Annotated in this window: 31 protein-coding genes; 8 read left to right on the forward strand and 23 right to left on the reverse strand. The window is 61.1% G+C overall.

Features of this window, described 5'->3' with window-relative positions; all coding sequences use genetic code 11:
- Position 1: 1 nt before the first annotated feature.
- The 12 genes from flgK to AACR77_RS02605 all read right to left on the reverse strand — a co-directional run bounded on the left by flgK (position 2) and on the right by AACR77_RS02605 (position 11,509).
- The gene (gene flgK, locus AACR77_RS02550) at positions 2-1,999 is read right to left on the reverse strand and encodes a flagellar hook-associated protein FlgK (protein WP_042879592.1); all 1,998 of its coding nucleotides are present in this window, start codon (positions 1,997-1,999) and stop codon (positions 2-4) included.
- Positions 2,000-2,002: 3 nt separating this feature from the next.
- Positions 2,003-3,103 (reverse strand): flagellar assembly peptidoglycan hydrolase FlgJ, encoded by a 1,101-nt coding sequence (flgJ, locus tag AACR77_RS02555; RefSeq protein WP_042879594.1) that lies wholly within the window; start codon positions 3,101-3,103, stop codon positions 2,003-2,005.
- Positions 3,104-3,149: 46 nt separating this feature from the next.
- A complete protein-coding gene (locus AACR77_RS02560; protein WP_010675288.1) occupies positions 3,150-4,247 on the reverse strand; it encodes a flagellar basal body P-ring protein FlgI in 1,098 nt (365 codons plus the stop codon).
- Between the two features lie 60 nt (positions 4,248-4,307).
- On the reverse strand, positions 4,308-4,979 hold the full coding sequence (gene flgH / locus AACR77_RS02565; protein ID WP_010675289.1) for a flagellar basal body L-ring protein FlgH: 672 nt from the start codon (positions 4,977-4,979) through the stop codon (positions 4,308-4,310).
- A 16-nt stretch (positions 4,980-4,995) separates the two neighbouring features.
- Entirely contained in the window at positions 4,996-5,784 is a 789-nt protein-coding gene (gene flgG, locus AACR77_RS02570; protein ID WP_010675290.1) for a flagellar basal-body rod protein FlgG, read from the reverse strand.
- Positions 5,785-5,798: 14 nt separating this feature from the next.
- Positions 5,799-6,545 carry a flagellar basal-body rod protein FlgF gene (gene flgF / locus AACR77_RS02575; RefSeq protein WP_042879597.1) on the reverse strand — a complete coding sequence of 249 codons (747 nt, stop codon included), beginning with the start codon at positions 6,543-6,545 and terminating at the stop codon, positions 5,799-5,801.
- Between the two features lie 146 nt (positions 6,546-6,691).
- Positions 6,692-8,038, reverse strand: coding sequence for a flagellar hook protein FlgE (gene flgE, locus AACR77_RS02580; RefSeq protein ID WP_039040233.1), 1,347 nt, complete (start codon positions 8,036-8,038; stop codon positions 6,692-6,694).
- Positions 8,039-8,048: 10 nt separating this feature from the next.
- A complete protein-coding gene (locus AACR77_RS02585; protein WP_042879599.1) occupies positions 8,049-8,786 on the reverse strand; it encodes a flagellar hook assembly protein FlgD in 738 nt (245 codons plus the stop codon).
- A gap of 90 nt (positions 8,787-8,876) precedes the next feature.
- Complete coding sequence (gene flgC / locus AACR77_RS02590; RefSeq protein ID WP_005329775.1) at positions 8,877-9,296, reverse strand: flagellar basal body rod protein FlgC; 420 nt, start codon at positions 9,294-9,296, stop codon at positions 8,877-8,879.
- The gene (gene flgB, locus AACR77_RS02595) at positions 9,293-9,694 is read right to left on the reverse strand and encodes a flagellar basal body rod protein FlgB (RefSeq protein WP_010675294.1); all 402 of its coding nucleotides are present in this window, start codon (positions 9,692-9,694) and stop codon (positions 9,293-9,295) included. The genes flgC and flgB overlap by 4 nt, the downstream gene beginning before the upstream one ends.
- Positions 9,695-9,755: 61 nt before the next feature.
- Complete coding sequence (locus tag AACR77_RS02600) at positions 9,756-10,580, reverse strand: CheR family methyltransferase (RefSeq protein ID WP_010675295.1); 825 nt, start codon at positions 10,578-10,580, stop codon at positions 9,756-9,758.
- 17 nt (positions 10,581-10,597) lie between these two features.
- Positions 10,598-11,509 (reverse strand): chemotaxis protein CheV, encoded by a 912-nt coding sequence (locus tag AACR77_RS02605; RefSeq protein WP_010675296.1) that lies wholly within the window; start codon positions 11,507-11,509, stop codon positions 10,598-10,600.
- A 237-nt stretch (positions 11,510-11,746) separates the two neighbouring features.
- Between AACR77_RS02605 and flgA the strand changes: the two genes are divergently transcribed.
- From flgA to AACR77_RS02620, 3 genes are all read left to right on the forward strand, one after another.
- Positions 11,747-12,352 (forward strand): flagellar basal body P-ring formation chaperone FlgA, encoded by a 606-nt coding sequence (gene flgA / locus AACR77_RS02610; RefSeq protein ID WP_042879616.1) that lies wholly within the window; start codon positions 11,747-11,749, stop codon positions 12,350-12,352.
- A gap of 94 nt (positions 12,353-12,446) precedes the next feature.
- A complete protein-coding gene (flgM, locus tag AACR77_RS02615) occupies positions 12,447-12,767 on the forward strand; it encodes a flagellar biosynthesis anti-sigma factor FlgM (RefSeq protein ID WP_010675298.1) in 321 nt (106 codons plus the stop codon).
- The gene (locus AACR77_RS02620; RefSeq protein WP_039040232.1) at positions 12,764-13,180 is read left to right on the forward strand and encodes a flagella synthesis protein FlgN; all 417 of its coding nucleotides are present in this window, start codon (positions 12,764-12,766) and stop codon (positions 13,178-13,180) included. Before flgM ends, AACR77_RS02620 begins: the two co-directional genes overlap by 4 nt.
- A gap of 43 nt (positions 13,181-13,223) precedes the next feature.
- Here the strand turns inward: AACR77_RS02620 and yfcE are convergent, their stop codons facing one another.
- Positions 13,224-13,766, reverse strand: a complete 543-nt coding sequence (gene yfcE, locus AACR77_RS02625) for a phosphodiesterase (RefSeq protein WP_042879602.1) — start codon at positions 13,764-13,766, stop codon at positions 13,224-13,226.
- A 10-nt stretch (positions 13,767-13,776) separates the two neighbouring features.
- Positions 13,777-15,414, reverse strand: a complete 1,638-nt coding sequence (locus tag AACR77_RS02630; protein WP_039040230.1) for a peptide ABC transporter substrate-binding protein — start codon at positions 15,412-15,414, stop codon at positions 13,777-13,779.
- A 290-nt stretch (positions 15,415-15,704) separates the two neighbouring features.
- Between AACR77_RS02630 and AACR77_RS02635 the strand changes: the two genes are divergently transcribed.
- Positions 15,705-16,607 (forward strand): DMT family transporter, encoded by a 903-nt coding sequence (locus tag AACR77_RS02635; RefSeq protein WP_010675302.1) that lies wholly within the window; start codon positions 15,705-15,707, stop codon positions 16,605-16,607.
- A 101-nt stretch (positions 16,608-16,708) separates the two neighbouring features.
- On the opposite strand, the gene rsuA is transcribed toward AACR77_RS02635, so the two are convergent.
- Positions 16,709-17,401: a 16S rRNA pseudouridine(516) synthase RsuA gene (rsuA, locus tag AACR77_RS02640; protein ID WP_039040228.1), complete on the reverse strand. Its 693-nt coding sequence runs from the start codon at positions 17,399-17,401 to the stop codon at positions 16,709-16,711.
- 172 nt (positions 17,402-17,573) lie between these two features.
- Here rsuA and AACR77_RS02645 point away from each other — a divergent pair, with 172 nt between their 5' ends.
- Positions 17,574-18,764 carry an HD-GYP domain-containing protein gene (locus AACR77_RS02645; protein ID WP_041214868.1) on the forward strand — a complete coding sequence of 397 codons (1,191 nt, stop codon included), beginning with the start codon at positions 17,574-17,576 and terminating at the stop codon, positions 18,762-18,764.
- Here the strand turns inward: AACR77_RS02645 and AACR77_RS02650 are convergent.
- Complete coding sequence (locus tag AACR77_RS02650; protein ID WP_042864124.1) at positions 18,761-18,949, reverse strand: hypothetical protein; 189 nt, start codon at positions 18,947-18,949, stop codon at positions 18,761-18,763. The genes AACR77_RS02645 and AACR77_RS02650 overlap by 4 nt on opposite strands.
- A gap of 178 nt (positions 18,950-19,127) precedes the next feature.
- On the opposite strand from AACR77_RS02650, the gene AACR77_RS02655 reads away from it, so the two are divergent.
- Together AACR77_RS02655 and AACR77_RS02660 are read left to right on the forward strand one after the other, a co-directional pair.
- Entirely contained in the window at positions 19,128-20,021 is an 894-nt protein-coding gene (locus AACR77_RS02655) for an EamA family transporter (protein WP_010675306.1), read from the forward strand.
- 135 nt (positions 20,022-20,156) lie between these two features.
- A complete protein-coding gene (locus AACR77_RS02660) occupies positions 20,157-21,962 on the forward strand; it encodes an extracellular solute-binding protein (protein WP_193557376.1) in 1,806 nt (601 codons plus the stop codon).
- Between the two features lie 89 nt (positions 21,963-22,051).
- Here the strand turns inward: AACR77_RS02660 and AACR77_RS02665 are convergent, their stop codons facing one another.
- On the reverse strand, positions 22,052-22,444 hold the full coding sequence (locus AACR77_RS02665) for a DUF2750 domain-containing protein (protein WP_010675308.1): 393 nt from the start codon (positions 22,442-22,444) through the stop codon (positions 22,052-22,054).
- Between the two features lie 94 nt (positions 22,445-22,538).
- Positions 22,539-23,087, reverse strand: a complete 549-nt coding sequence (locus AACR77_RS02670; protein ID WP_042879607.1) for a hypothetical protein — start codon at positions 23,085-23,087, stop codon at positions 22,539-22,541.
- A 246-nt stretch (positions 23,088-23,333) separates the two neighbouring features.
- Between AACR77_RS02670 and AACR77_RS02675 the strand changes: the two genes are divergently transcribed.
- Positions 23,334-23,582, forward strand: a complete 249-nt coding sequence (locus AACR77_RS02675; RefSeq protein ID WP_010675310.1) for a TIGR02647 family protein — start codon at positions 23,334-23,336, stop codon at positions 23,580-23,582.
- Here AACR77_RS02675 and AACR77_RS02680 read toward each other — a convergent pair.
- The 5 genes from AACR77_RS02680 to AACR77_RS02700 all read right to left on the reverse strand — a co-directional run.
- Positions 23,569-23,880: a hypothetical protein gene (locus tag AACR77_RS02680; RefSeq protein WP_139739328.1), complete on the reverse strand. Its 312-nt coding sequence runs from the start codon at positions 23,878-23,880 to the stop codon at positions 23,569-23,571. The two genes, AACR77_RS02675 and AACR77_RS02680, sit on opposite strands and share 14 nt — an antisense overlap.
- A 76-nt stretch (positions 23,881-23,956) precedes the next feature.
- The gene (locus AACR77_RS02685) at positions 23,957-24,166 is read right to left on the reverse strand and encodes a cold-shock protein (protein WP_005302803.1); all 210 of its coding nucleotides are present in this window, start codon (positions 24,164-24,166) and stop codon (positions 23,957-23,959) included.
- Positions 24,167-24,372: 206 nt separating this feature from the next.
- The gene (locus AACR77_RS02690) at positions 24,373-25,473 is read right to left on the reverse strand and encodes a dihydrolipoamide acetyltransferase family protein (protein ID WP_010675312.1); all 1,101 of its coding nucleotides are present in this window, start codon (positions 25,471-25,473) and stop codon (positions 24,373-24,375) included.
- Positions 25,474-25,567: 94 nt separating this feature from the next.
- Positions 25,568-26,554 carry an alpha-ketoacid dehydrogenase subunit beta gene (locus AACR77_RS02695; protein ID WP_039040222.1) on the reverse strand — a complete coding sequence of 329 codons (987 nt, stop codon included), beginning with the start codon at positions 26,552-26,554 and terminating at the stop codon, positions 25,568-25,570.
- Positions 26,551-26,866 (reverse strand): thiamine pyrophosphate-dependent enzyme (locus AACR77_RS02700; RefSeq protein WP_042879608.1); only part of this gene is annotated, 316 nt, incomplete at its 5' end. The genes AACR77_RS02695 and AACR77_RS02700, both read right to left, overlap by 4 nt.

Raw genomic sequence — 26,866 nt, forward strand, 5'->3', positions numbered from 1 at the left:
CTTACCTCACGGAGGAGAGCAGGGTGTCGAAGATGGTCTTGGCGGTATTCACTATCTGGGCCGAGGCCGCATAGGACTGCTGGAAGCGGATGAGGTTGGCCGCCTCCTCCTCCAGATTGACGCCGGAGACACTCTCGAAGATGGCGGTACTCTGGGTCAGCTTCGCCTCGTTGGCCTGCAACAGGGTCTTGGCCTGGCTGGTCTTGTTGCCAATGCCGCTCACCAGACCCGAGTAGGCATCGTTGAAGGTCATCTTGTCGTTGCTGGTGGCGGCGTTGTTGTTCTTACGCACCAGCTCCTTGTTCTGCAGCTCCGCCAGCGCCAGGCCGTTGGCGTTGTCCGCAAAGCCGTCCTTGTTGTAGCTGAGCGTGAAGCTGTCGTTGGCCTCCACCTTGCCGGTGATGCTGAACTCATAGCCCGGGCTCTGGGTCGGATCGGCGTAGACCTTGGGCCCCCCAAGGGGGCTCTCGAGGGCGGCCATCAGGTTCTTTCCCTTGCTGGAGGCGGGGGCCACACCGAGCAGGTTGTTGTTCTTGTCATAGACCTCGTAGTTGCCGCTGCCGTCGATCTTGATGACCTGGGGGGCACTCGGGTCCAGAGTGTTGGAGCCAAAACCCGAGCCCGTGCCGGTGTTGTAGACACCGCCCAGCGTTATTTCGCCCGAGCCCAGGTTCTGGGATCCCTTGTCCGCCTTCAGGGGGGATGCCAGCGCGATATCCTCGGGACGGGTGATCGCCTGCTCCAGGTTAGCAGCCGCATTCCGGGTGGGTTGCAACAAGATCTTGTCACCCGCGACCGGAGTGCCGGAGAGATCGATTTCGATGCCGTGCCCCGCCACCTCGAAGGTGGCTGGCGGCGTGGTCCCCGTGGCGAGCGAGGTACGCTGCCCGCTGCCGTCGATGGCGAATACCTCGTAACCGGTGGCGCTGTTGAACCGCACCTCGTAGTCGAAGGTGGTGACCTCGTTCCCCTTGCCGGGGACGAAGTTGACGCTGGCCGCCCCGTTACCCTGGTTGCTGGCGTAGGGCAGCCCCTGGCTTCCCTTGAGGGTGAAGAGATCCCCCCCAAGCTCGTTGTCGAGATCCATCCCCAGCCGGTTCTGCTGGTTCATGGCATCCCCCAGGGCGACGGCCAGCTGCCCCAGCTCCCGCTTGGCGGGCTCCAGATCCCGGCGCGCGGTGAAGAGGCCACCGATGGCACCGCCAATATCCTGGTCGTTGATGCTGGCCTGGTTCTTGCCCAGGGTCAGCTGCAGGGAAGGCTCACGGGAATCCGGGTCCCCCGGCACCACCTTGAACTGGGCCACGCCGCCATCGAGCACCAGAGAGTGCCCTGTGCTCATGTTGACCAGCATGCTGCCATTGGGCTGGGTCACGGTGCGGATCTCCATCTTCTCGGAGAGCTGGCGAATGGCCTCATCCCGCTGATCGAACAGCATCAGGTTCTCTTCAGGGGAGCCCTGGGTGCGGACGATGGCCTGGTTCAGATCGTTGATGCTGTTCAGCAGGCTGTTCACCCTGTCCGTCTCGTCCCCTATGGTGGCGTTGATGGTATCGGACTGCTTGTCGAGCTGGGCGGAGAGGGTATGGAACCTGTCCACCATGCCGCTCAGTTCACTCAGGGTCGTCTTGCGCCCTCCGATCTCGGACGGTGACTCGTTGGCGGTGTGGAAAGCCTTGAAGTAGGAGGTGATGGTGGTCCCCACGCTGTTGCTGGCATCACCAAGCAGGCTGTCGAGCTGGAACAGTTGATCGTAGCGGGTGTTGGCCGCCTGATAGGCGGACGTATCCCGGCGCACCTCGGCCTGGGCATAGGCGTTGATGATGCGATCGCTCACCATGTCGCCCGTCCCCAATCCGACGGAATTGGTGTAGATCAGGGTGCGTTCACGTACATAGCCCTGGCTATTGACGTTCACTATGTTGTTGCTGGTGGTCTGCAGCAGTCGCTGCTGGGCCAACACACCCGAGGTCCCAATTCCAAGCAGATCGCTTGCCATAGCTTACAGCTCCATCTCTGTGTTCCTGTCTGCAATGTTGCCGGGCGTCGAGTAACCGGCGATGGCATCACTGCGCAACACTTGTTTAAGTTTCCTGGCGTACTGGGGATCGGTGGCATAACCGGCCTGCTGCAACGCCTCGAAGTAACGTTCCGGGCTGTCCACCTTGGCCAGCGCCCCCTTGTAGCGACTCCCAGAGGTCAGGAAATCCACGTAGTCGTTGAAGCTCTCTTCGAACGACTCGTAGGAGCGAAACGCCGCCTTCTGGCGCGAGGCCACCCCTTGCTCGTATTCCAGGGTGCTCACCACCGCCTTGGGGCCTTCCCAACGCGGATCGGCCTTGATGCCGAACAGGTTGTGCGTCACGTTTCCGTCTGCATCCTTGATCACCCGCTTGCCCCAGCCACTCTCAAGGGCGGCCTGGGCCACCAGCACCGCCGGGCTCAACCCCAGCTTGTCCGCCGCCTTCTTGGCCAGCGGCATCAGCCTGTCGACGAACTCTTCCGGGCTGTCAAACACCTTGGCGCTGCCATCCAGGGCCGAAGGCCTCTGGCTGCTGCCCATGGGCGGCACGGTGCGGTGGGGGCGTCTTGGCAGGGCCAGCGTACGCTCGGCCCCATTCAGCTCACCCTTCATTTCGTTATCAGCAAAATCTTTGCCAACTTTGGCGGCAGCAATCAGATCGTTGGAGGCGCTGGGGGGTTGATAGGGCTTGTAGACCCGCTCGGTACGCTGGGGCAGCTTGAGTACCCGGCCATCCTGATGGGTGAAGGTCTGCTCGGGTGAGAGCTGCCTGGCCACCATCTCTGCAATGCCCAGCCCCCCCTTGCTCGACATGTCGGCAACCCGCTGCTCGTCCAGCATCCCTTCATAGAACTGGGTGTAGCTGCTGTTCATCGGGTTGCCCTCGGTGAGCACCGAGTTGGCCTGGCGCATCCCCTTGAACAGGGTCTGGGTGAAGATGGATTCGAACTGGCGGGCGGCCGCCATCAGGGCCCCTTGCTTCCCCTCCTTGCTCAGGCTCATCTGGCGCAGTTTGTCCAGGTTCTGGACGTCCTGCACCATGCCAATATTGATACCGCTCTGGGTGTCGAACTCTGCCATAACCTACCTCTTTGCCGCCCGTGGCAACCGCTTGCCGCTCACGAAATTACAGAATGACCAGTTGGCCCTGGATCGCGCCCGCCTGCTGCAGCGCCTCCAGGATCGCCATCAGATCCCCGGGGGCGACCCCCACCTGGTTCACCGCCCGCACCAGGTCGTCCAGGGTCGCGCCGGTATCGAGCTTGAACATCCGACCGGGATCCTGCTGCACGTTGATGGTGGAGTTGTTGGTGACCGCCGTCTGCCCGCCAGCGAGCGGATTGGGTTGGGAGACCTGCTGGTTCTCGGCGATGGTGACCGTCAGCCCACCGTGGCTGATGGCCGCCGGGCGCAGCTTGACCTCGCTGCCGATGACGATGGTCCCGGTGCGCGAATTCACGATGATCTTGGCGGACTCGCTCGCCGGGTCCACTTCCAGGTTCTCGATGGTGGAGAGGTAGGAGACCCGCTGGGCCGGATCCCGCGGTGCGAATACCTTGATGGAGGTGGCGTCCATCGCCTGGGCGGTGTTCGGACCCACAAGATCGTTGACCACGTCCGCCAGACGGCGGGCGGTGGTGAAGTCCGGCCGGTTCAGGTTGAAGGTGATGGTGTCGCCCTGGCTGAAGGAGTTGGGAACCTCCCGCTCCACAGTCGCCCCGTTGGCGATGCGCCCCACTGTGGGCGTGTTCACCACTACCTTGGAGCCGTCCGCCCCTTCGGCCCCGAGGCCACCGACCACCAGGCTGCCCTGGGCCACCGCATAGACGCGGCCATCCAGCCCTTTCAGGAAGGTCTGGAGCAGGGTGCCGCCACGCAGGCTCTTCGCCTCGCCGATGGCGGAGACGGTGACGTCTATGGTCTGGCCCGGCTTGGAGAAGGGGGGCAGATCCGCGTGGATGGCCACCGGCGCCACGTCCTTGATCTTGGGCTTGATGTTGTCAGGCACCTTGATGCCGAAGTTGTTGAGCATGGTCCTGAAGGTCTGCTCGGTGAAGGCGTTGTTCTTCTCCCCCGTGCCGGGCAGGCCCACCACCAGACCGTAACCGATAAGCTGGTTGCTGCGCACTCCTTCCACCGAGGCGAGGTCCTTGATGCGGGATGCGTGCGCCAGCCCGAAGGGCAGCAGGCAGCACAGCAGGGCAAGCAGACGGAATCGGTTCATGACATCTCCTAACAAAACCTTCCTGATCCGGGGCCCGTGAACGCCCCGGACTCTTGAGTCTTAAATGGGCCACCAGGGGCCGTTGAAGAAGCTGGTGAGCCAGCCCTGTTCCTGGGTGTTCGCCAGATCCCCGGTACCACCGTAATAGATACGCGCATTGGCCACCCGCTGGGAGGAGACGCTGTTTTCCGAGCTCACGTCCTCCGGGCGCACCAGACCGGTGATACGGATGTATTCGTTGCCATTGTTGAGCATGATCCACTTCTCGCCGCGCACCAGCAGGTTGCCGTTTGGCAGTACCTTGACCACGCTGACCGAGATGTTGCCCTGCAGGCTGTTGCTCTGATCCGCCTTGGCCTGCCCCTTGAAGGCACTGTTCTGGCCGATGGAGGCCGACAGATCGTAGGGCCCCGCCGTGACCGGCACGCCACCCAGAGTGACGGGGTCGAGCGCCAGCTTGTTGTCCTTGCCGCTCTGGGTGTTGGCCTTTTTCGACGCCGAGGTCGACTCCGCCAACTGGATGGTGATGATGTCACCCACCCGGTGCGCCTTGATGTCCGAGTAGATGCCGTTGACCTGCTCGGGCTGGAAGATGGCGCCGGTCGGGCGCACCGACACCGGCTCCGACTCCCCGTAGACGGGGGCGAAATCCGGGTCATCCGGTTTGGCGGTATTGGGGGTACTGGTGCAACCCGCCAGCGTCAGCAGTCCCAGCATCCATATGGCTTTCATCATGACACTCCTTTCATCAGGTCCGCTGGGTCAGGAAGGACATCATGGAGTCGACGGCGGAGATGACCTTGGAGTTCATCTCGTAGACCCGCTGAGCCTGGATGAGATTCACCAGCTCCTCGGTCACGTTGACGTTGGAGGTCTCCAGCATCCCCTGCTTGATCACCCCCAGCCCGTCCGCACCGGCAGTCCCCTGAATGGGGGCGCCGCTGGACTGGGTCTCGAGGAAGAGGTTCTCCCCCATGGGCTGCAGGCCGGTGGGGTTGACGAAGTCCGTGGTGTTGATCTGGCCCACCACCTGGGATTGGCCATCCCCCTTGAGCTGGACGGAGACCTGGCCATCCTCCCCCACGGTGACGCTCTGGGCGTTCTCGGGGATCTGGATCTCCGGTTGCAACGGGTAACCGTTGCCCGGGGTGACGATGGTTCCCTCGTCGTTCAGGGTGAACTGGCCGTTGCGGGTATAGGCGGCGCTGCCATCGGGCAGCTGGATTTCGAAGTAGCCGCGGCCGCTGATCATCAGATCAAGGGAGTTATCCGTGGTCTGGACGTTGCCCTGACTGTGGTTTTTCTGGGTGGCGACCACCTTGGCCCCCGCCCCCAGCATCAGGCCGGAAGGGAGCTCGGTGTCCGCCGAGGAACGACCGCCAGGCTGGTTGATGTTCTGATACAGCAGATCCTCGAAGATGGCTCGCGCCTTCTTGTAGCCCACTGTGCTGGCGTTCGCCAGGTTGTTCGAGGTGACCGAGATGTTGGTCTGCTGGGCATCGAGGCCGGTCTTGCTGATCCAGAGTGCAGGATTCATGGGGTGCTCCTTGATTAGCTGATACGCAGCAGCTGGGTTTGTGCCTCGTCGTTCTCCTCGGCGGTCTTCATGATCTTGACCTGAGTTTCAAACTGACGTTGCAAGCGAATAAGGTTGGTCATCTCGTCGACCACGTTGACGTTGCTCCCCTCGAGGGAGCCGGCGATCAGGCCCACATCCGCAGACGCGGCCTCATTCTGGCCATCCTTGCGGCGAAACATGCCGTCCTGGCCTTTCTCCACCGCATCTGCCGCCGGGTTGACCAGCTTGATACGCTGGAAATCTTCCGGCAGGTTGGCGGCTGCCCCCTCGGGACGGCCGCTGATGGTACCGTCACGATTGATCTCGATCTTCTCCATGGGCAGGGGCAGCACGATGGGCTGACCGGCATCATCCACCACATTCAGACCGGTGGAAGTCTGCAGATTGCCGGTGGCATTGAGCTGCAGGTTGCCCATGCGGGTATAGGCTTCCGCACCGTTGGGATCCTGCACCGCAATCCAGCCTGGCCCATCGACGGCAACGTCAAGATCCCGACCCGTGGTCATCAGCATGCCGTGCTGCAGGTTCTGGCCCGGCCGCTCGGTCATGGCGAACACCCGCGTGGGCAGCCCTTCGCCAAACGCCTGCATGCTGCGCGCCTGCTCGAAGTCAGACTTGAAGCCAATGGTGTTGGCGTTGGCAAGGTTGTTGCCACGAACAGCCAGGCTGTTCATGTTCTCCTTGGCCCCGGACATGGCGATGTAAAGCAGGTGATCCATGGGATCCTCCGTCAAACAGATGACTCTCACAGCTCAACTGCAAGTTGAATGCCAATAGAGATGACGAAGACGGAATGAAAGGAGGAAATGAGGCGGGACGGAAATGACAAGGGGCGCCGAAGCGCCCCTGCCAACTACCCGCCGTCTTAGCGGATCTGCAGTATGTTCTGCTGCAGGGAGCTGTTCACTTCCAGGGAACGGGAGTTGGCCTGGAAGTTGCGCTGGGCAGTGATGAGGTCGACCAGCTCGGTGGTGAGATCCACGTTGGACTGCTCCAGTGCCGACGACTTGATGGAGCCGAACGTGCCGGAGTTCGGGGTGCCGGGCAAGGCATCGCCAGAGAGCAGGGACTGGCGCCAGGAGGTGTCGCCGACCTGGGTGAGACCCTGGGCATTGGCAAACTTCGCCATGGCCACCATGGCCACCTTGACGGTGGTGGCGTTGCTGTAAGTGGCGGAGACAATGCCATCCGCCCCGATCTCCACCTTGGTCAGGCGACCGACGGTGGAGCCGTCCTGGGTCAGCTTGCTCACTTCAAAGGGGGAGGCGTACTGGGTCACGGTACCAAGCTTGAACTCAATCTCCTGGGTGCCATCGGCGCCATTGGTGATGATACCAGCCCCTGTCGCCCCCAGGGGTTCCGTCTTGATGACCGCCGGGGTGGTGGGTGTGACCATCTTGCCGGAGGCATCGAAGGTCACCCGGGCGCTCAGGGGGGCCTGGCTCAAACCGGTCGCCATGGTGGTGGCCGTACCGCCTACGATGTCGATGGGCTTGTCCCCTTCATAGAGGTACATGCGCCAGGCAGTCGGCACCGCCGCTTGGGTAGGATCGGCCGGATCCGCTTCCTTGGTGAAGTACTGGGTGATGGTGTGTGGCTCGCCCAGGGAGTCATAGACCACCACGGAGGTGGAGGAGGAGTAGGTGGTCGAGTCAGTGGGATCGAATTTGGAGGCATTGACATCCATCAGCGTTTTCGTGCTGGAAGGCAGGTTGAAACCAGCCTCGACCGTCGTGGTCTGCACCGGCTCACCGGCCTTGTCCGGGATCTGGATGGGCTTGGTGGCGTTGATGCTCACCGCCTTGGGGGTGCCATCAGAGTTGATCTCGTACCCTTGCAGATAACCGCCGGAGTTGCTGACCATGTAGCTGCTTTCATTGAGCTTGAAGGCGCCCGCACGGGTGTAGGTGCGATCCAGGTTGGTCAGGCCGTCCGAGGTCACGAAGAAGCCGTTGCCCTGGATGGCGAGATCCAGCGCGTTGTTGGTGAATTGCAGCGCGCCCTGGTGGAACTGCTGGGCCACAGCGCCAGTCGCCACCCCGTTGCCGACCTGGGTCTTGGCGTTGACGAAGATGGAGTTGGCATAGACGTCGGCAAACTCGGCACGGGACTCCTTGAAGCCGGTGGTATTGACGTTGGCAATGTTGTTCGCGGTGACGTTCAGGTCTTTTTGAGCCGCATTGATGCCGCTGAGGGCATTGTTGAATGACATGTCTTTCTCCTTAGATCACTGCGTTAGAGGACGAAGCCGACTGGGTGGTGGTCTTGCCGGTCGTCGCGCCAATTTCCAATACATCGGTCAGGTAGATGCCGCCCAGTCCCTTGAGTTTGAGGGTGCTGGGGTTGGTGCTCGTTCCCAGGGTGACGCTCTCCACCTTGGCGTAAGTCAGGGCGGGGACGCTCTCCGACTTGCCGTCGACGGTGGCATGCGCCTCTATCGAATACTTGCCGCTCTTGGCCTGGTTGCCGGACTTGTCCTTGCCATCCCATTCAAAGGCCACGTTCCCCTTGTGGCTCCCTTCGATGGCGAACTCTCGGATGACCTGGCCGCTCTCGTCCTTCACCGTCACCTTGATGTTGCTGCCGCCATCGCCGGTGGCGATGACCCCCGTGAGGGTGCCCCCCTTCTCCACGTAACCCGTGTTGGACGGGATCAGCACGTTCTGCCCCACCAGCGCGGAAGCCTGCAGCGCCTGGCTGGAGGTCATCAGGCTGTTGAGGCTCTCCATCTGGGTGGAAAGGCTGCTGATCCCCTGAGACGTCGACATCGAGGTCATCTGGGAAAGCATCTGGGCGTTGTCCACCGGTTTGAACGGATCCTGATAGGAGAGCTGCATGGTCAGCAGCTTCAAGAAGGACTCCTGATCCAGCTCCTTTTTCTGGGTACTGGTGTTGGCCGTACTGGTCTGGGCCGACGTCGTCCGGTTGACGCCCAGCAGGCTGTCATAGGTATCTGCCACTTATGCTCCCCCCTCTAGGGCGTGCCCACTGGGCCGATTGTTGCCGCCTGGCAGGCGATCATGGGTCACTCTCATCCGGGTTCACCTCTGTCAGGACTTGCCCAGACCCAGGGTCTGCTGCAACATTTTCTTGGCCGCATCGGCCACCTGGACGTTGGTCTGGTAGCTGCGCGACGCCGCTATCATGTCCGCCATCTCTTCCACCATGTTGACGTTGGGCTTGAAGATGAAGCCATCCTTGTCCGCCATGGGGTGATTCGGGTTGTACTCCTTGAGCAGGGGCGCATCACTCTCGACGATGCCCTTCACATCCACCCCGACCGAGGCCTGCTTGTCGGACATGGCCTGATCCAGCTGGGCGGCAAAGACTGGCCGCCTGGCGTGGTAAGTTTTTTCCACGCTGGAGCTGACACTGTCAGCGTTGGCCATGTTGCTCGCCACCGTGTTGAGGCGAACGGACTGCGCGCTCATGGCAGAGCCTGCAATGTCAAAGACCTTGAACAAACTCATCCTTGCTCTCCTTTCAGTGCCTTGAGCAGGCCGCTTATCTTGCTGTTCATGAATTCAAGGGAGGCCTGGTATTCGAGGCTGTTGCGCAGGAACTCGCTGCGCTCCTGCTGCACGTCCACCGTGTTGCCGTCACCGGTATCCGGTTGCAGGGGATTGCGGTACTGGGTCGTGCCCGGGGTATCCATCTGCAAGGCGAAGTGCTTCTCGCTGGTGGTGCTGAGCCCGAACCCTTGCTGGCCCTGGGCATCCTGCAACGCCTGTGAGAAGTCGATGTCACGGGCCTTGAAGCCCGGCGTGTCCGCATTGGCGATGTTGCTGGACAACACCTCGGCACGCTTGGCGCGCACGCTCAGCGTGTACTGATGAACACCGAATGCCTTGTCGAATGAAATTGCCATAGCACACCTCCTGCTTCATGAATATTTAGCAAGAGGTGTGCCAAGAGGGTATTGAGCGGGGTTATTTGACCTTGTAGACGATGCCGGGGTTGCAGCGGATCATCTCGAACTTGTCGGTGAGGCCGGCCAGAGACTCGGAGGCCCCCAGCATCAGGTAGCCGCCAGGATTGAGGCTGCTGGCGAACTGGTTGAGGATCTTGGATTTCACTTCGGGCGCAAAGTAGATGAGCACGTTGCGGCAGAAGATGATGTCAAACTTGCCGAGCAGGCTGTAGCTCTCCAGCAGGTTGAGGGGACGGAAGCTGGTCAATTTTCTGACACGCTCCACCACCCGCATCTTGTTGTCGCCACAGGGTTCGAAAAAGAGTCGCTTGCGCTCGGGGGAGAGCCCGCGAGCCAGCGCCAGGCTATCGTAGACACCCTCCTTGCACTGGTTGAGCATGGTGCTGGAGATATCGGTCCCCACTATCTGCACCCCGCCCGGCAAGGTACCCGGCCGCTTGACTTGCTGCTCCAGCGCCGTCATGGCGATGGAGTAGGGTTCCTGCCCGGATGAAGAGGCGGCAGACCATATCTTGATGGGACGACCGCTCTTGCCAAGCTCCGGGAAAATCTTGTCGCTCAGCAGCTGGAACGGATAGGTATCGCGAAACCACAGAGTCTCGTTGGTGGTCATGGCATCGACCACCGCCATCTTGAGCTCCCGCTCGCGCACGCTCATCGCCCGGGTGACCAGATCAGACAGACTCTCGATACCAAACTGAGTCATCAAGGGCGACAGGCGGCTCTTGACCAGATACTGTTTGTTGTCACCCAGCACTATGCCGCTCTGTTGCGCCAGAAAATTGCTGAATTGCCTGTATAAGTCGTCCGAAAGTGTCTTCATGCAGTTGTTCTTCTTGATTAGAGAGCGCCTTGTACGGCCTTGGCCAATTCATCCGGCTGGAATTTGGCAATGAAATTGTTCGCTCCGACTTTCTGCACCATGGCCTGATTGAACACCCCACTGAGGGAAGTGTGCAGGATAACATGCAAATCCTTGAGGTTGGGATTGTTGCGGATCTCGGCGGTGAAGGTATAACCGTCCATCTCCGGCATCTCGATGTCCGAAATGACCAGGGCTATCTGATCCTTGATGGGACCGTTCTTGGACATCTCCAGCAACATGTTGAGCGCTTCCCGTCCATCCTTGGCCAGCACGCACTGTACCCCGATAGCCTCCAGTGCCCGTTGAACCTGCTTGCGCGCAACCGAAGAGTCGTCCGCAACCAGCACGGGACGCCCGTGAGGATTGCGCTCCACGCTTGCTTCCACCAGTTCGGTGGACACCTCGGTGGAGACCGGCGAGATCTCGTTGAGAATGCGCTCCACGTCCAGGATCTCCACCAGCTCACCATCTACCTCGGTCACCGCCGTCATGTAGTTGATGCGACCTGCCCCTTTGGGTGGCGGCAGGATGGACTCCCAGTTCATGTTGATGATGCGCTCGACCGAGTGGACCAGGAACCCCTGAATGGAGCGGTTGTACTCGGAGATGATGATGAAGCACTTGGAGAGGTCCTGGATGGGGCGTTTGCCCATCGCCATGCTGAGATCGATCACCGAGATGGTCTGGCCACGGATATGTGCCACGCCGCGAATGCAGGAGTTGAGCTTGGGCATGACGGTCAGAGGGGGACACTGCAGCACCTCGCGTACCTTGAATACGTTGATGCCAAATCTTTGACGTCCATTGAGACGAAACAACAGCAGCTCCAGCCTGTTTTGTCCCACTAGCTGGGTTCGCTGGTTGACCGAGTCCAGAATACTCGCCATAAACACTCCCTAAAAATGCTTGGCACTGATCGTGCATGTCATTATGCATGCACATTGGCTTGCATCAGATCATCGTTGTTTCAACAACCGAATAATTCTGGAGCAAGCATAGTTAACTACGGTGGTATACGTGAATAACTTATCGACCGGTAAGCAAAAATGATTAGTAGACTTTTCCTTATCTTACTGCCGTTTTGCAGTCTGTCTCACGCCATGGCGTCCGAGGTCACCGACTATCTGCAAGAACAGGCACAGGCGTTCGTGCTCGACCAGCTCGATATTCCCCTCGATGCACAGGCCGACGTCAAGGCCGGTACCATTGACGAACGCCTCCCCCTCACGCGCTGCGAAGATGCCCTCACCATTTCCCTCCCCGCCAGGATGGAGATCCGGCGCAACACCACCGTCTACCTCAAGTGCGAGGGAGAGAAATCCTGGGATCTCTATCTACCGGTCCGGGTCAGCATCCAGAAACCCTATGTCACCGTCGCCGTCCCGGTTGCCAAGGGAGACATTCTGAGTGAACCCATGCTGACCCTGGCATACCAGGACCAGACCCTGATCCGTGGCGACTACCTTACCGACCCGACCGCCCTTATCGGGGTACGCAGCAAGCGTGAGCTCAAACCGGGTCAGCCAATCAGGCTCACCCAGGTATGCGTGGTCTGCAAGGGGGACCAGGTCACCCTGAGCGCCGAAAACAGCGGCATGCAGATCAAAACCATGGCCCGCGCCTTGCAAGATGGCAGCTTCGGAGACATGATCCGGCTTGTCAACACGCGCTCGGGCAGAACGGTGCAAGGCCAGGTCAGTGCAGTGGGCTCCGTGGTCGTGACATTCTGACACATGAATGCACTGCGCAATTTTTTTCTAAAGTTCTGACCGCCGTCACCGATATACAGGTAAGCGAACAGTAAAGCAGACGAAGGTAAACCTTATGGCTATCAACAATATCAACAACTTGGCTAACAACCGCCTGCAAAACAGCGGCAGCAGCCAAGGTGTAGCCACCAAGTCGGCGACCTCCAGCGAGAGCAGCCGTGCGACGACCGTCAAGAGCGACTCTGTCTCCTTGACCAGTGAGGCGCAGCAATTGCAACAGATGCAGAAGACCCTCAACACCGCCTCCACCGGTAACGAGAGCCGCGTCGAGAGCCTGAAGAAGGCCGTGGCCAGTGGGGAGTACAAGGTCAACAGCGAAGCCGTGGCCAGAAAGATGTTCAGCTTCGAAGCCGATCTGGATAAACGGTTGGGATGATGGACCTCCCTTCGCTGCTGCGCGCTCAGGACGACAACCTCTCCCAGATGCAAGGCTTGCTGGCAGAGGAGTTCGACCTGCTCAAGGCTCACCGGGCCCTTGCCTTGCCGGCACTCGCCGATCGCAAGCAACAACTGCTGGTGGCCATCGAGACGCTGGACAAGACTCTGGCGGAGCTACCCGACCTGCAGCAACAGCTGGGCGCCTTCCCGACCCAATTGCAGGCCCTTCAAGCCAAGCTGGAAGCCTGTCAGGAGCAGAACAACCTCAATGGACGTTTGCTCGAACTCAGCATTGTTTCCAATCGCCGTCTCGCCAGCTTCCTCAGCAAGCTCAGAGACAGCAGCTCCCTGACCTATGACGCCAAAGGCAATACCCGCTCGGGTACCCGCTCTTTCGGGATCAAGGCCTGATCTCCTCTCCCCCTTCTGATTTCCTCTCCTTGTCAGCCCCTAGTCAGAGCACCAGCTGCATCAGGGTTTCTCCATCCTTGCAGGCATGGATACTCATGCAGCCCTCGTCATAGCGCCCATAACTGGCCACCCACTCGTCCCTTGGAAAACAGATAGACCCCGGGTTCATCAGGAAAATCTCTCCCTCCTGGCGCAGCACAGGCACATGGGTATGACCGCTGATGAACAGGCTCCCTGCTGGCAGGGGCACGTTGCCGGGCTCATAGAGATGACCGTGGCTGACAAACCAGCGCCGCCCATCCACCAGCAGCTGGTTGTAGGGCGCCGTGATGGGGAAGTGGAGCAGCATCTGGTCCACCTCCGAATCACAATTGCCACGCACCGCCATGATGCGGGGGGCCAGCTCGTTGAGCCTTGCCGCCACGGCGGCAGGATCATACCCCGCCGGCACCGGATTACGCGGCCCGTGATTGAGCAGATCCCCGAGCAGCAGATAGTGATCAGGCTGCCAGGGAGCGAGTTGCGCCAGCACCTGCTCGAGGGCAGTCAGACTGCCGTGCAGATCCGAGATAATGGCAATCTTCATTCCACACTCCTCATGGCTGGCTGAAATAGAGATCTTTGGTGGCGATGGCGCCCTTGAGGTTGCGGCTCGGCAAGCCGCGCAGTGCCGGGTCCACCAGTCGCATCTGGTTGTAGTGATAGACGGGGATGACGGGCACCTCCTCCATCAGCAGTTGCTCGGCCTGATGATAGATCCCGGACCGGGCGTTGGCATCCAGGGTCTCGGAGGCCTGCTGCAGCAGACCATCGAAGGCGGGGTTGCAGTAGCCGCTCTCGTTCTGGGGATCCTGGCAGCGGAAACTGCCAAGCATGGACGACGGCTCGACATAATCACCAAACAAAAATGAACGAGCCAGCATGAAATCACCACTGTCCTTGGCGACCTGATAGGCATTCCACTCCATGTTGTTGAGAGAGACCTCGACCCCCAGCGGTTTCCACATGGCCGCCACCGCCAGGGCCAGCTTCTTGTGGTTCTCCGACGTGTTGTAGGTCAGCGTCAGCCTGAGGGGATGGGCGCTGTTGTAGCCCGCCTGGGCCAACAGTGCGGCGGCCCGGGCCAACCGGGTCGGCTGGTCTTCCCGGGAGAGGGGGATATCCAGCTCGTCATAACCCGGCATGGCGGGCAGCAGTGACCAGGCAGAGCGCTCCCCCTGGCCGCTCACCTTCTCGGTCAGCAGGTGGCGATCGATGGCCATGGAGAGCGCCTGGCGCACCCGCACATCCTGCAACTCGGGGCGATTGAGATTGAAAGTGTAAAGATAGGTGCCAAGCAGCGGCAGACCCCAGATCCGCTCCGGTGCCTCCTGCATGGTCTTCTGGTAGTACTCCAGCGCCACCTTGTTGGTGAGCTGGATCTCCCCCGCTTCGTAACGCAGGCGCTCCCCATGCTGGGAAGCGAGCGGCAGGTAGGTCACCCGCTGGATCCGGGTATGGGCGTCATCCCAGTACTGGGGGTTGCGTTCGGCTTCGATGCGCTCGTTCACCACCCAGCTCGCCAGCTTGTAGGGGCCATTGCTCACCATCTTGCCTGGCTGGGTCCACTGCTTGCCAAACTGGGCGATGACCCGCTCGTTGACCGGCACGAAGGGGCGCTGGCTGACCAGTTGCAGGAAATAGGGAACGGGGCGCTCCAGGGTCACTTTCAGGATCTGGTCGCTTTCTGCCTCCACCCCCAGGGCATCGAGGTCGAGCGCCCCGGCATAGATGGACTGGGCATTGTTGATGCCGGTCGCCAGCAGCAGGCCGGCGGAGGGGGAAGCCTGCGCCGGGTTCAGCAGCCGCCGCCAGGCGTAGACGAAATCCCGGGCAGTGAGGGGCTCGCCGTTGGACCATTTGAGCTGGGGGCGCAGGAAGAAGCGCCACACCAGCCCATCCTCGCTGGTCTCCCAGCGCTGGGCCTGGGCGGGCACTATCTTGCCCTGACCATCCTCGCTCACCAGCCCCTCAAACAGGTCCACCAGCACCACCTCCCCCGGGAAACCGGAGCGGATCAGGGCCGGATCGAGGGACTCGGGTTCGGCGCCATTGCCCTTGACCAGGGTCTGCCTGTCCGACAGCACGGGCTGCTGCACCACGGTAGTGGCCTGAAGCGGCGGCACCGCCATCAACCCGAACAGCAAGGGAGAGAGCCAGCGGCGGGCTGGCCTGGCGGCGAAACGGTAAAACATGACATCAACCTCGTTCAATTCTTTTGACTGCAATGGGGGGAAGGCCGGCGGCGGGCCTGGAACCGAATGCATCATGCCGCGCTTGTTATCCCCGAAGACGACCCGTATTGTATCGGGCCTGCCCGATAGAGGGAGTCTTTCGGGCTATTTTTTTCAAGGTTTTATGACGACACGGCCGCCACGGGTGGGCGCAATCGCCAGAAGGCGCACTCCCCTGCCCCCTTGGCAATCGCCCCGGGGCGATGTGTCGCCTGCAAGTCCGGTTGTCGTCTACCGTTTCAGGGGTCTTTATGGGTTACGAATGGCTGGCGCTGGCTGCCGCCAGTTTATGGGCGATCGCCGCCCTCATCTCCGTCAAACCGGCTCGCCATCTGGGGGCCTTTGCCTACAGCCGCTGGCGGATGTTCCTGGTCAGCCTGATGCTGGCCAGCGCAAGTCTGGTGACGGGAGGCTGGCAGACCCTCACCGAGAGCGCCCTTCCCCTGCTGGCCCTCTCCGGCCTCATCGGCATCTTCGTCGGCGACACCGCCCTCTTTGCCTGCATGAACCGGCTCGGCCCCAGGCGCAGCGGTCTGCTCTTCTCCTGCCACGCCCTCTTCTCCGCCCTGCTCGGGCTCTGGCTCTTTGGCGAGCGGCTCGATGGTTGGCGCCTGCCAGGCGCCTTGCTGGTCCTGGCCGGGGTCATGCTCGCCATCCTGTTTGGTCGTCGTGGCGACAACCAGCAGAACGAATGGGAGCAGGTGCGCGGCCGCCTCGTGGTCGGCATAGCCCTTGGCCTCACCGCAGCCCTGTGCCAGAGCCTCGGAGCCATCATCGCCAAGCCGGTGATGATGAGCGGCACCGTGGACGCGGTGAGCGCTTCCGGCGTGCGCATGGGCAGCGCCCTCTTGGCACACTGCGTCTTGCGGGCACTGCGCCTGCCGCTCGCCATGCCGCACAACCCCATCAACCGGCAGGTGCTCGGCATGATAGGCATCAACGGATTTCTGGCGATGACGCTGGGAATGACCCTGATCCTGGTGGCCCTGCGTCAGGGAGATGTGGGCATGGTGGCCATCTTGTCTTCCACCACACCGGTCATTCTGCTGCCCTTGCTGTGGTGGCACTCGGGGATGCGTCCCTCGCTCCCCGCCTGGGCCGGAGCCCTGCTGGCCACCCTGGGCACGGCCCTGGTGCTGGGAATGGGGAACTGAGCTCCGTCTCTCCTGCAAGAAGGAAGGACCAACACGCCCATCGGCGGCACTGAGCCGCCGATGCTCACCCTTGCCGGGCAGGGAGAGAGGCGATCGCGTCCCTAGAACAGGGCCACTTCCTCTTCGGTCAGCTCCCGGTATTCCCCCGGTGCCAGCTCATCGTCCAGAGCCAGATCGCCGATGCGTTCCCGATGCAGCCCGACCACCTTGTTGCCGATGGCGGCGAACATCCGCTTCACCTGGTGATACTTGCCCTCGTGGATGGTCAGGCGTGCTTCCCGCTCGTCAAGGATTTCCAGCTCCGCAGGGCGGGTCTTGTCGTTCTCGTTGCGCAGGTAGATACCGTCGGCAAAGAGCGAGATGGCCTCTTCACTCACGGGATCAGCCAGCCAGACGTGGTAGGTCTTCGCACACTCGTGCCGGGGCGACGTGATGCGATGGGACCACTGGCCGTCATCGGTGATCAGCACCAGCCCGGTGGTATCGAGATCGAGGCGCCCCACCACGTGCAGTTTACCCATGGCCGGCTCGTCGAGCAGGTGGAACACGGTGGCGTGATCCGGGTCCTCGTTGGAGCAGACATATCCTTCCGGCTTGTGCAGCATGAAGTAGCGATTCTGCAGGTTCAGGGTCAAGGTCACACCGTCAAACTCGATCTGGTGTTGCTCATTGATGTGAAAGGCGGGCTGCTTGACCAGCACGCCGTCTACCAGCACTTCCCCCTGACGGATCAGCTTGCCCGCCTGGGAACGGGTCAAATCGGAGCAATCGCAAAGAAATTTGTCGAGCCGCATGCAAAAACCTCGGAATCCATCATGATTGGGGGCGACATTATATCGGTCAGACCCGACAACACCAGTACTAAGCGACAGGGACTCAAGATGGCGCCTGACGCCATGATGTGCCAGTGATAGACTGCCGTCAGCAGACCGACATCACACATAATAATAAGCCCAGGATGTACCCATGAAGCCGACGAAGTCTCACCCCGTCATCCCCGTCAGCCAGCTAAAACCTGGCATGTATGTCATTGCCATTGCCAGCCAGACCGGCGCCATGGAGATTGCCCAGACCGGCATGGTGACCAACCCCCAGCAGGTGGAGGCGCTGATCCGGCGCGGCGTGCTGACGGTGCGGGTGGATCTTGCCCGCAGCAAGCTGCCGGGAGGGGGCTCGGCAAGCCCGGCGGATGTGGTGACAAACGGGGCGGGCTCCTCTCGTCAGATCGGCAGTGGTGAAGGGCGCGAGCTCAAGATCCGTCGGCTCTATCAGGAAGCGCGCGAACTCCAGGGCAAGTTCATTCGCCATCTCAAGGCCGGAGAGCCCATCGACATCACGCCCCTTGCCGCCGTGGCCGAAGAGATGGTCGATACCATGTTTACCCACGGCGATGCCATGCTCTGTCTGGCGCGGATCCGTGCCAAGGATGCCTACCTGATGGAGCACTCCATGAATGTCGCCATCCTCCTGGCGAACTTCGGCCGCTACCTGGGGCTGGATCGCAGCGTGCTCAAGGAGCTGACCCTCGGTGGCCTGCTCCACGACGTGGGCAAGATCATGACCCCGGACGAGGTGCTCAACAAACCGGGCAAGCTCACCGATGAGGAGCTGGAGGTGATGCGCGAGCACGTGGTCCACAGCCACGACATCCTGGCCGCCACCGCCGGCATCACCCCCATCATGCTGGAGGTGGCCGCCAACCATCACGAGCGGATCGATGGCACTGGCTACCCGCGGCGCCTCAAGGGGGATCAGCTCTCCCTCTACACCCGCATGAGCGGCATCGTCGATGTCTACGATGCGGTGACGGCAGACAGGGTATACAAACAGGGCATGCAGCCAACCCAGGCGTTTCGCATTCTGCTCAAGGGGGTTGATCTGCATTTTGATGCCGACCTGGTAACCAGGTTCATCAAGTGCATGGGGGTCTATCCGGTGGGTACCCTGGTGCAGCTCTCCAACCAGCGCCTGGCCATCGTGATGCAGCGCAACGAACAGCAACCGCTCAAGCCCGTGGTCAAGGTGATCTATCACGCAGGCCATCGCCATTATCTCGAGGTGCAGTGGCTGGATCTCGCCAAAAACGGGGTTCAGGAGACCATAGAGAGCACGGTGGACCCCAAGGAGTTTGGCATCAACCTGGCCAACTTCGTCTAACCTGTCCGGCTTGTTGGCTGCAGCTCGCGGCAATGGCGAATCAGGAACTCCTCATCCAGCGGGGATAGATCGAAGCGCAGGCAGGCCTCTTCGATGGCCCGGATGTCGTGTTGATGGTGTTCGCTGAGCCAGCGCACCGCGCGGCGCAAGTCTTCACCATGGGGCAGCAGGGTATGGTCGCTCATGGAACACCTCCGGTCAGCCATCGACGCCAGCCCGTCAATCCGGGCTCTCACTTTTAGCTTAGCCCGCCCGCACTCGCCCGGCAGACACCTGCGCCCTTGACGGTGCCCACCCTGTAGCAGGTATGCTCGACCCCTTCGGCGCCCTGCCGTGCCGACGCCGCTCAAACAAGGATGCTGCATGCAAACCAAGGACAAGTGTCTGGCCGCCCTGGTCATTCTCTGCTGGGGTCTCAACTTCGTTGCCATCAAGTGGGGGCTGGAAGGCATCCCCCCACTGCTGCTGGGAGCGCTGCGTTTCGTCGGAGTCGTCTTCCCCGCCATTCTGCTGGTCCCCAGGCCTGCCATGCCCTGGCGCTGGCTGCTGGCCTATGGCGGTGCGATCAGCCTGGGCCAGTTTGCCTTCCTGTTTTGCGCCATGAAATTCGGCATGCCCGCCGGCATGGCCTCCCTGGTGCTGCAATCCCAGGTGGTCTTCACCCTGCTGTTCGCCATGATCTGGCTGGGAGAGCGCTGGCAGCCCCACCACTGGGTGGCACTGCCGCTGGCGGGAGCAGGTCTTTATCTCATCGCCACCCATGGGGAGGGCAACCTCACCCTCATCGGGTTTGTGCTGACGCTGTGCGCAGCCGCCTGCTGGGGCCTTGGCAACGTCATCAATCGCCAGATAGGTCTGCGCTATCGCACTTCTCTGCCGAGCCTGGTCGCCTGGGGCGGGCTGGTGCCCATCCTGCCCTTCTTCGCGCTCTCCTGGCTGTTCGAGGGGCCCGAACTCATCGCAAGCAGCCTGCTCAACATCCGTTGGCAGGGCGTCTTGTGCGTGCTCTATCTCTCGTTTATCGCCACCTGGCTCGGTTATGGCCTGTGGGGGAGGCTGCTGATGCGCTATCCGGTGGCCCAGGTTGCCCCCCTCTCCCTGCTGGTTCCCTGTGTCGGCATGGTGGCCGCCGCCCTGCTGCTCGATGAACACCCCACTCCCCTGCAATGGCTGGGCTCGGGTCTGGTGCTGCTCGGCTTCGTGGTGCATCTGCTGGGGGGCAAGATGCGCTTCTTGAAGACCCAAACCGAGGATTGACCTCTCCCGGGAAACTTCCCATCATGGGTCAGGCCCTCTTGGGCCCACCCCGTTATTTCGGCAGGACGCCATCATCAGGAGAGCAAGGACATGCGTCATCCGTCATTTTCGATCATCCCCTCTTTACCAGGCATCATGCGGGTCACGGCCATGCTGATCCCCTTCTGCTGGAGCCCGTTCGGCTGGAGTGCCACCCTGCCGGCAGATCTCAAATGGGAGAGCAACGACACCGATCCCGTCTATGCAGACCCCGAGGCCAAGCGAGGCGGCACCTTCCGGGATTTCATGTCGAGCTTTCCGCTCACCTTGCGCAAATACGGGCCGGATTCCAACGGCGGCTTTGCAGCCTACGTGCGCGAGACCAACCTGCCGCTCCTGAGCACCCATCCCGTGACGCGCAATCCCATCCCCATGCTGGCCAATCAGTGGGCTTTCGGCGCGGATAACAAGACGCTCTATTTTCGCATCAACCCTAAGGCCCGCTGGTCGGACGGCCAGCCCGTCACTGCGGACGACTGGGTCTTCACCCTCAAGATGATGCGCAGCAAGGAGATCAACGACCCCTGGTACAACAACTACTACAGCACCCAGATAAGCGAAGTGACCAAGTTTGACGATCACACCCTCGCCATCACTAGCGGCACCGAGAAGAGCCGGGAAGATCTGCTCGAAGCTCTCCCCTTCACCCCGGAGCCCAGCCACGCCATCAAGCTGACCGCCAACTGGGTCAAGGAGTACAACTGGAAGGTGCTGCCGGTCACCGGCCCCTACCAGATTGGCGAGCTCAAGAAGGGCAAGTCGGTTACCTTCGACCGGGTCAAGGATTGGTGGGGGAACGACGAGCGCTACTTCCAGCACCGCTTCAATCCGGATCGCATCGAGATCAAGGTGCTCAGGGATCAGAACATCGCCTGGCAGCACTTCCTGCGCGGTGAGCTCGATACCTTCCCCCTCGTGATGCCCAACTGGTGGCACGACAAGAGCAAGACCGCCGAATTCGAGAAGGGCTATATCGAGCGGCTCTGGTTCTACAACCAGACGCCTCAGCCCCCCATGGGGCTCTATCTCAACACCGCCGATCCCTTGCTGAGCAATCTCGACGTCAGACTCGGCATCCAGCACGCCCTCGCCCTGGACAAGATGATCGCGACCCTGCTGCGGGGGGACTACCAGCGTCTCAACACCTATGGCTCGGGCCAGGGAGATTTCACCAATACCGACCTCAAGGCGCGCCCCTTCGATCCCGCACTTGCTCGCGAATTCTTTGCCAAGGCCGGCTTTACCAAGACCGGACCGGATGGCATCTTGCGAAACGACAAGGGCCAGCCCCTCTCCCTCAGCATCACCTACACCACGGCGGAACATGCCCAGCGCCTCACCCTGTTGCGGGAAGAGGCGAAAAAGGCGGGGCTCAACCTCGAGCTCAATCTGATGGATGCGTCTGCCGGCTTCAAATCCATGCTGGAGAAAAAACACCAGAGTGCCTGGATGGCCTGGAGCGGTGGCCGTTATCCCGCCTATTGGGAACACTTCCACAGGGTCAATGCCAACAAGCCCCAGACCAACAACATCATGAACATCGATGACGACAGGATCTCGGCCCTGGTGGAGCAATACGACAAGGCGTTCGATTTCGGCAAGAAGGCCGACCTCTCCCGCCAGATCCAGCAGCGACTCTATGAGCTCGCCAGCTTCGTCCCCGCCTATCAGGTGCCCTATACCCGGGCCGGCGCCTGGCGCTGGATACGCCTGCCCAAGGTGCCGGCAACCCCCCAGAGCGACTTGCTCTACTGGCCCCTCGACGGCTCCAACTCGGGTTACAGCTTCGGCGGCCTGCTCTGGATTGACGAAGCGGCAAAGGCGCAGACCCGGGCCGCCATCAAAGGGGGGCAGACCTTCCCGCCAGTGACCATCACGGATACCACCTACCAGCAAAAATAGGGCAGCTGGCACCGTCAGCCCCAAAACAAAAGACCCCGCACATTGGCGGGGTCTTTGTTACAACCGGGATGGCTCCAGGCAGAGGGCGCTCAGCCGCGTTTGGCCTGCTTTTGCGCAATGGCGTCGGCGACGTCGGCCGGGTCCAGCACAATGCCTTCCTGATCCGGCGTCGGGAACACGGCCACGCAGAGATCATCCTGCTCCATGCCGTCCACCCAGCGATCCAGCCACACTTTGAGGGTGATGGATTGCGGCTTGCACTCGGCCCACTCCCCTTCGGCCCAGGCCTTGGCGTAGTCGGGATGCGGCCATACCGGGATGCAGTCTTCCTCTTCGGTCGTCAGCATCATGACGCCGTGTTCGTCGGTCAGGACAAACAGCTCTTCGTGCTCGACCAGCTTGCTGATGAAGTGATCAAAGCGGTAATCGGCGTTCAGTTGCAGCGCGGCATTGCGCTCGGTGTCGCTAAGTTCATAGCTCATCGGTCAAGTCTCTCGTTCAATAAAGGGCGACATGTTCACATCTTGCCGACCCCTTGTCCAGCAGGAGTAATGGGTCATCCGTCTTTCCATCGCCTCACCCCAGCTCGGGGGTCAACAGCCGGAGTCCCGCGGTCTCACCCAGTCGCTCCCTCAGCCAATAGGCGGACTCCACCTCCACAAAGCAGAGCTGATCCCGCCCCGCAGCGACCCCCACCATGATCTGCTCAAGCCGTGCTTGCTGGGCGGCACTCCAGGCAGCAACCAGCTTGCCGCCATGGGCCTCGTCCACCACCTCACGGCGCAGCTCGAACAGGTTATCGGTGATCGGGCTGTTTATCTTGCTCGGGTGGCGCCAGTACATCTGCAGGTTGTCCAGCATCTCCTCATCGTAGCTTGCCAGCGCATCGAGCTCCGGCGTCTCTTTGCTCTGGGCCGCGAACTCGCACCAGCCTGCCGACAAGGTAGCCAGACTCTGGGCATCCTTGCCATGCTGACGCAGGGTTGTCACGTCTTCCCCACGAATGGTCGGCAGCCAGAGATCTCCTTGATGTTGCGCCAGGAGAGGGAGCAGCAAGGAGGGAGCATAAACAGGAAAACGGGGACCCAGAGAGTGCAGCAGAGAGACCAGAGTAACAGTGATCATGAGACGCGCCTTGAACAAGATGACCTGGCATCACGCCTGGTCATGAGGGTGAACGAGGGTGCCATTCTAGCATGTTTGCCTTGCTGGGGGCGTTTGCGTCCAGCCGGGCCGGTGATAGATAGCGTCCAAAAAAGCAGCGTTTGAACCAGAGCGGCCCCGATAAAGGCCAATTGTTTGAGCCAGCGCCCACTAAAGAGGCACCGGGGATGCTAGGTTGCATACATCTTTAGCGTAAGGAGTGCATCCATGAGTGGGATCAACCAGGTTTCTGACGATTTTGTGAATGAGCTGAAAATACTGGCGTGTTTTGATCCGGCCAACATGAGCCTGGGGATCAAGCTGCGCAGCGACATGTCGGAAGCGCTTTGCCAGGCGGCAGCGCGCCTGCACAGCCAGGGCCTGATCACCGCGGCAGATGGCGGCTATCTGACCCCTTTCGGCATGACCATGCTGGAGCATCTCCAACACCTGCTGGTCGCACTCAAGCCGAATTGAGCGGTTGTGGTGCCCAGAGCGAGAAGTTGAGCAACTCCCAGCGCTCTCCTTGTCGCAGCAGACAAGCAAACAGCAAAGGACCTTCGGGTCCTTTTATCTTGCCATCGACCAGCCACTCTCCCGCCCGTTTTGGCACCGGCTGTACCCTGATCTCATCGGGTTTCACCGCGTTTCCCAGACGAACATGTACAAACTGTTGACACACGGACACGGCATCATTCACCGCAGGATCCGGCGCTGGCGGGCTGGCCTGACCGGTCAACGCCACGGTCAGCAAGAGGGAGGAGATCAGGGTCATGACGCGTATTGAGAAGCCATGAAAACAAAAAGCCGTGGCACCAGAGGTACCACGGCTTTCTTAAATTCTGCAAGAATTACAGAGCAGTTACGTTCTCAGCCTGCGGGCCTTTTTGACCTTGGGTCACAGAGAACTGTACGCGCTGACCTTCAGCCAGGGTACGGAAGCCGTTACCTTGGATGGCGCTGAAGTGAACGAAAACGTCCGGGCCGTTTTCTTGCTGGATGAAGCCAAAACCTTTGGTTTCGTTGAAAAACTTAACGGTACCGGTGATCATGTTAGACATATCTTTAAACCTGTATTCAAAATAATTACTTATGCTTTTCAGCGGGTAAAGCTCAAAAAACGGGATTACTTATGAACAACAGGAAAAGATGTAAAACATCATATTCATTGACATAACTATCGCCCTTTCAAGCTGGTTGAGATTATACGTGCCTTTGTCGATTACGCAAACAAATTTGTACCCCGCCAGCGGCGGGGTACAGCGGTTTAGACCTGTGCCGACTCCAGTGCCTGAACCAAGGCTTTGAGGAAGCGAGCCGCCTCTCCACCGGTGCAGGCTCTGTGGTCAAACGTCATCGACAGGGGAAGTGCACGCACCGGGCGCGCCTCGCCGTGGATGAACACCACCTTCTCGAACAACTTGCCCGCTCCTATGATGGCCACCTGGGGTGGTGTGACGATGGGGCTGGCGTAACGGCCAGCGATGGCGCCAAAGTTGGTGAGGGTGATGGTTGCCCCCTGCAGCATTTCCCGCGGCACGGCACGGGCCTTCACATCGGCGATCATCCGATCCAGCCCCTGCCGTATGTCAGCCGGGTCCCGCTCTGCCACGTTCTCCATCACGGGCACATAGAGCCCGTGCTTGGAGTCGACCGCGATGGCCACATTGACCTCCCTGAACAGGCGCCGCGACAGGGTCTCTCCGTCAAACCACGCATTCATGGAGGGTTCGGCCCGACACGCCACGCCGATCGCCTTGATGAGGCGCACCGTCACATCTTCATCCGGGCGCCAGTGGCGCAAGTCCACTTCGTCGGTGATGCTCACCGGCACCACAGTCCGGTGCGAGAGCTCCATCGCCTTGGCCATGGCCCGGCGCGAGCCTTTCAGGAATTCGTTGCCGCTCTCCTGCTGGGCCTCGAACGCCTGTTGCACATCCTGCTCGGTCACCATGCCAGCGCTGCCGGTTCCCTTGACCTTGTCGATGTCCAGTCCCAGTTTTTGCGCCAGCAGACGTACCGCTGGCATGGCTTGCACCAGCGTGCCGCCGGGCGCCATGGCCCCCACCACGAAATGATCCTCGATATGCTGCTGATGGGCGCTGACCTTGCCAACGACGGTGCCGTCATCCTCGCCCCCTTCAAACTCCACCAGCGGTGCCCCGATGTGGAGGATGTCCCCCTCCTGCCCGCACAATCTGGCGATGACCCCGGCCACCGGTGAGGGCACATCCACCAGCGCCTTGGCTGTCTCCACCGACAGCAGTACCTGATCTACCTGCACCGTATCACCGGCGCTCACCTTCCACTCGACGATCTCGGCCTCGGCCAGTCCTTCGCCCAGATCCGGCAATTTGAAAAATTTCATGACCTGCTCTCCCTCTGCTGGGACATCACCAAACATTGACAGACACCATGGAGCCCTGTGGCCCTGGCACTTGCGCATCCGTACCTGTCGTGCGTCATAGCCACTGGTTCTCCATCAGTTGCCGAGCCGCCTGCGCGATCTCCTGCTCGGTGATGAGGTAATACTCCTCGTTGCGATAGTAGGGGACGGCGGCATCCACGCCGGTAAGGCGTCTTGGCGGCGCCTTGAGGGCAGTCATCGCCTCTTCGGTCACCTGGGACACGATTTCGGCACCCACCCCGAAACTGCCACAGGCTTCGTGTACCACCAGCAGCCTCCCGGTCTTGCGTACCGAGGTCAGGATGCTCTCCATGTCCAGGGGTTTGATGGTGGCAAGATCCAGCACCTCGCACTGGATGTCCTGCTCCGCCAGCAGGTGCGCCGCACGCATGACTTCCTGGATGCAGGCACCCCAGGCCACCACAGTGATGTCCCGGCCGGGACGCAGGGTGAAGCAGACATCCAGCGGCAGGCCGACGCCGTCATCCACCACATCCGACTTCATGGAGCGATAGATGCGATCCGGCTCGAAGAACATCACGGGATCCGGATCCCGAATGGCCGACAGCAGCAGGCCGTAAGCCCGCTTCGGGCTCGAAGGGATCACGACCCGCAGCCCGGGGATATGGGCAAACAGGGCCTCGACGCTCTCGCTGTGGTGCTCGGGTGAATGGATGCCGGCGCCGTAGGGGGAGCGGTAAACGATGGGACAGGTGATGCGGCCACGGGTCCGGTTTCGCATCCGTGCCGCCTGGCAGATGATCTGCTCCATGCCCGGGAAGATGAAGCCCTGGAACTGGAATTCGGCCACGGGTTTGAGCCCCTGGGTCGCCATGCCCACCGCCACACCGGCGATGAGTCCTTCGGCCAGCGGCGTATCGATGACCCGCTTGAACCCGAATTTATCGCGAAGCCCCACGGTGGCGCGAAACACACCGCCGTTGACCCCCACATCCTCCCCCAGTACCACCACATCAGGATCGCGTGCCATCTCGTGGTGCAACGCCAGATTGATCGCTTCGAGCAGCGTGATATCGCTCATAGTCCCTCCCCGCTCTGCTGCATACCCTTGGCGATGATGCGCTGGCGCTGGGCAAGATAGGCCTTCGGCAGCTCGGAAAACTGGTAATCGAGCAGGGTCTCCGGCGCCTGGGGCGTGATGGCCTCGTAGGCGGCAACGGCGCGTTCCACTTCCCGGCCCGCCTCTGCCAGCAGCGCCTGTTCCTGCTGCTCGTCCCACCAGCCCCGTTCAAACATGAACTGGCGCAGCCGCTTGACCGGCTCCCTGGCCCAGGCCGCTTCCACCTCGGCGCCGTCACGATAGCGAGTCGCATCATCGGCGGTGGTGTGATCC

The sequence above is a fragment of the Aeromonas sp. ZOR0002 genome (genome assembly GCF_963866995.1).
In the GTDB taxonomy this organism is placed as follows: domain Bacteria; phylum Pseudomonadota; class Gammaproteobacteria; order Enterobacterales; family Aeromonadaceae; genus Aeromonas; species Aeromonas caviae.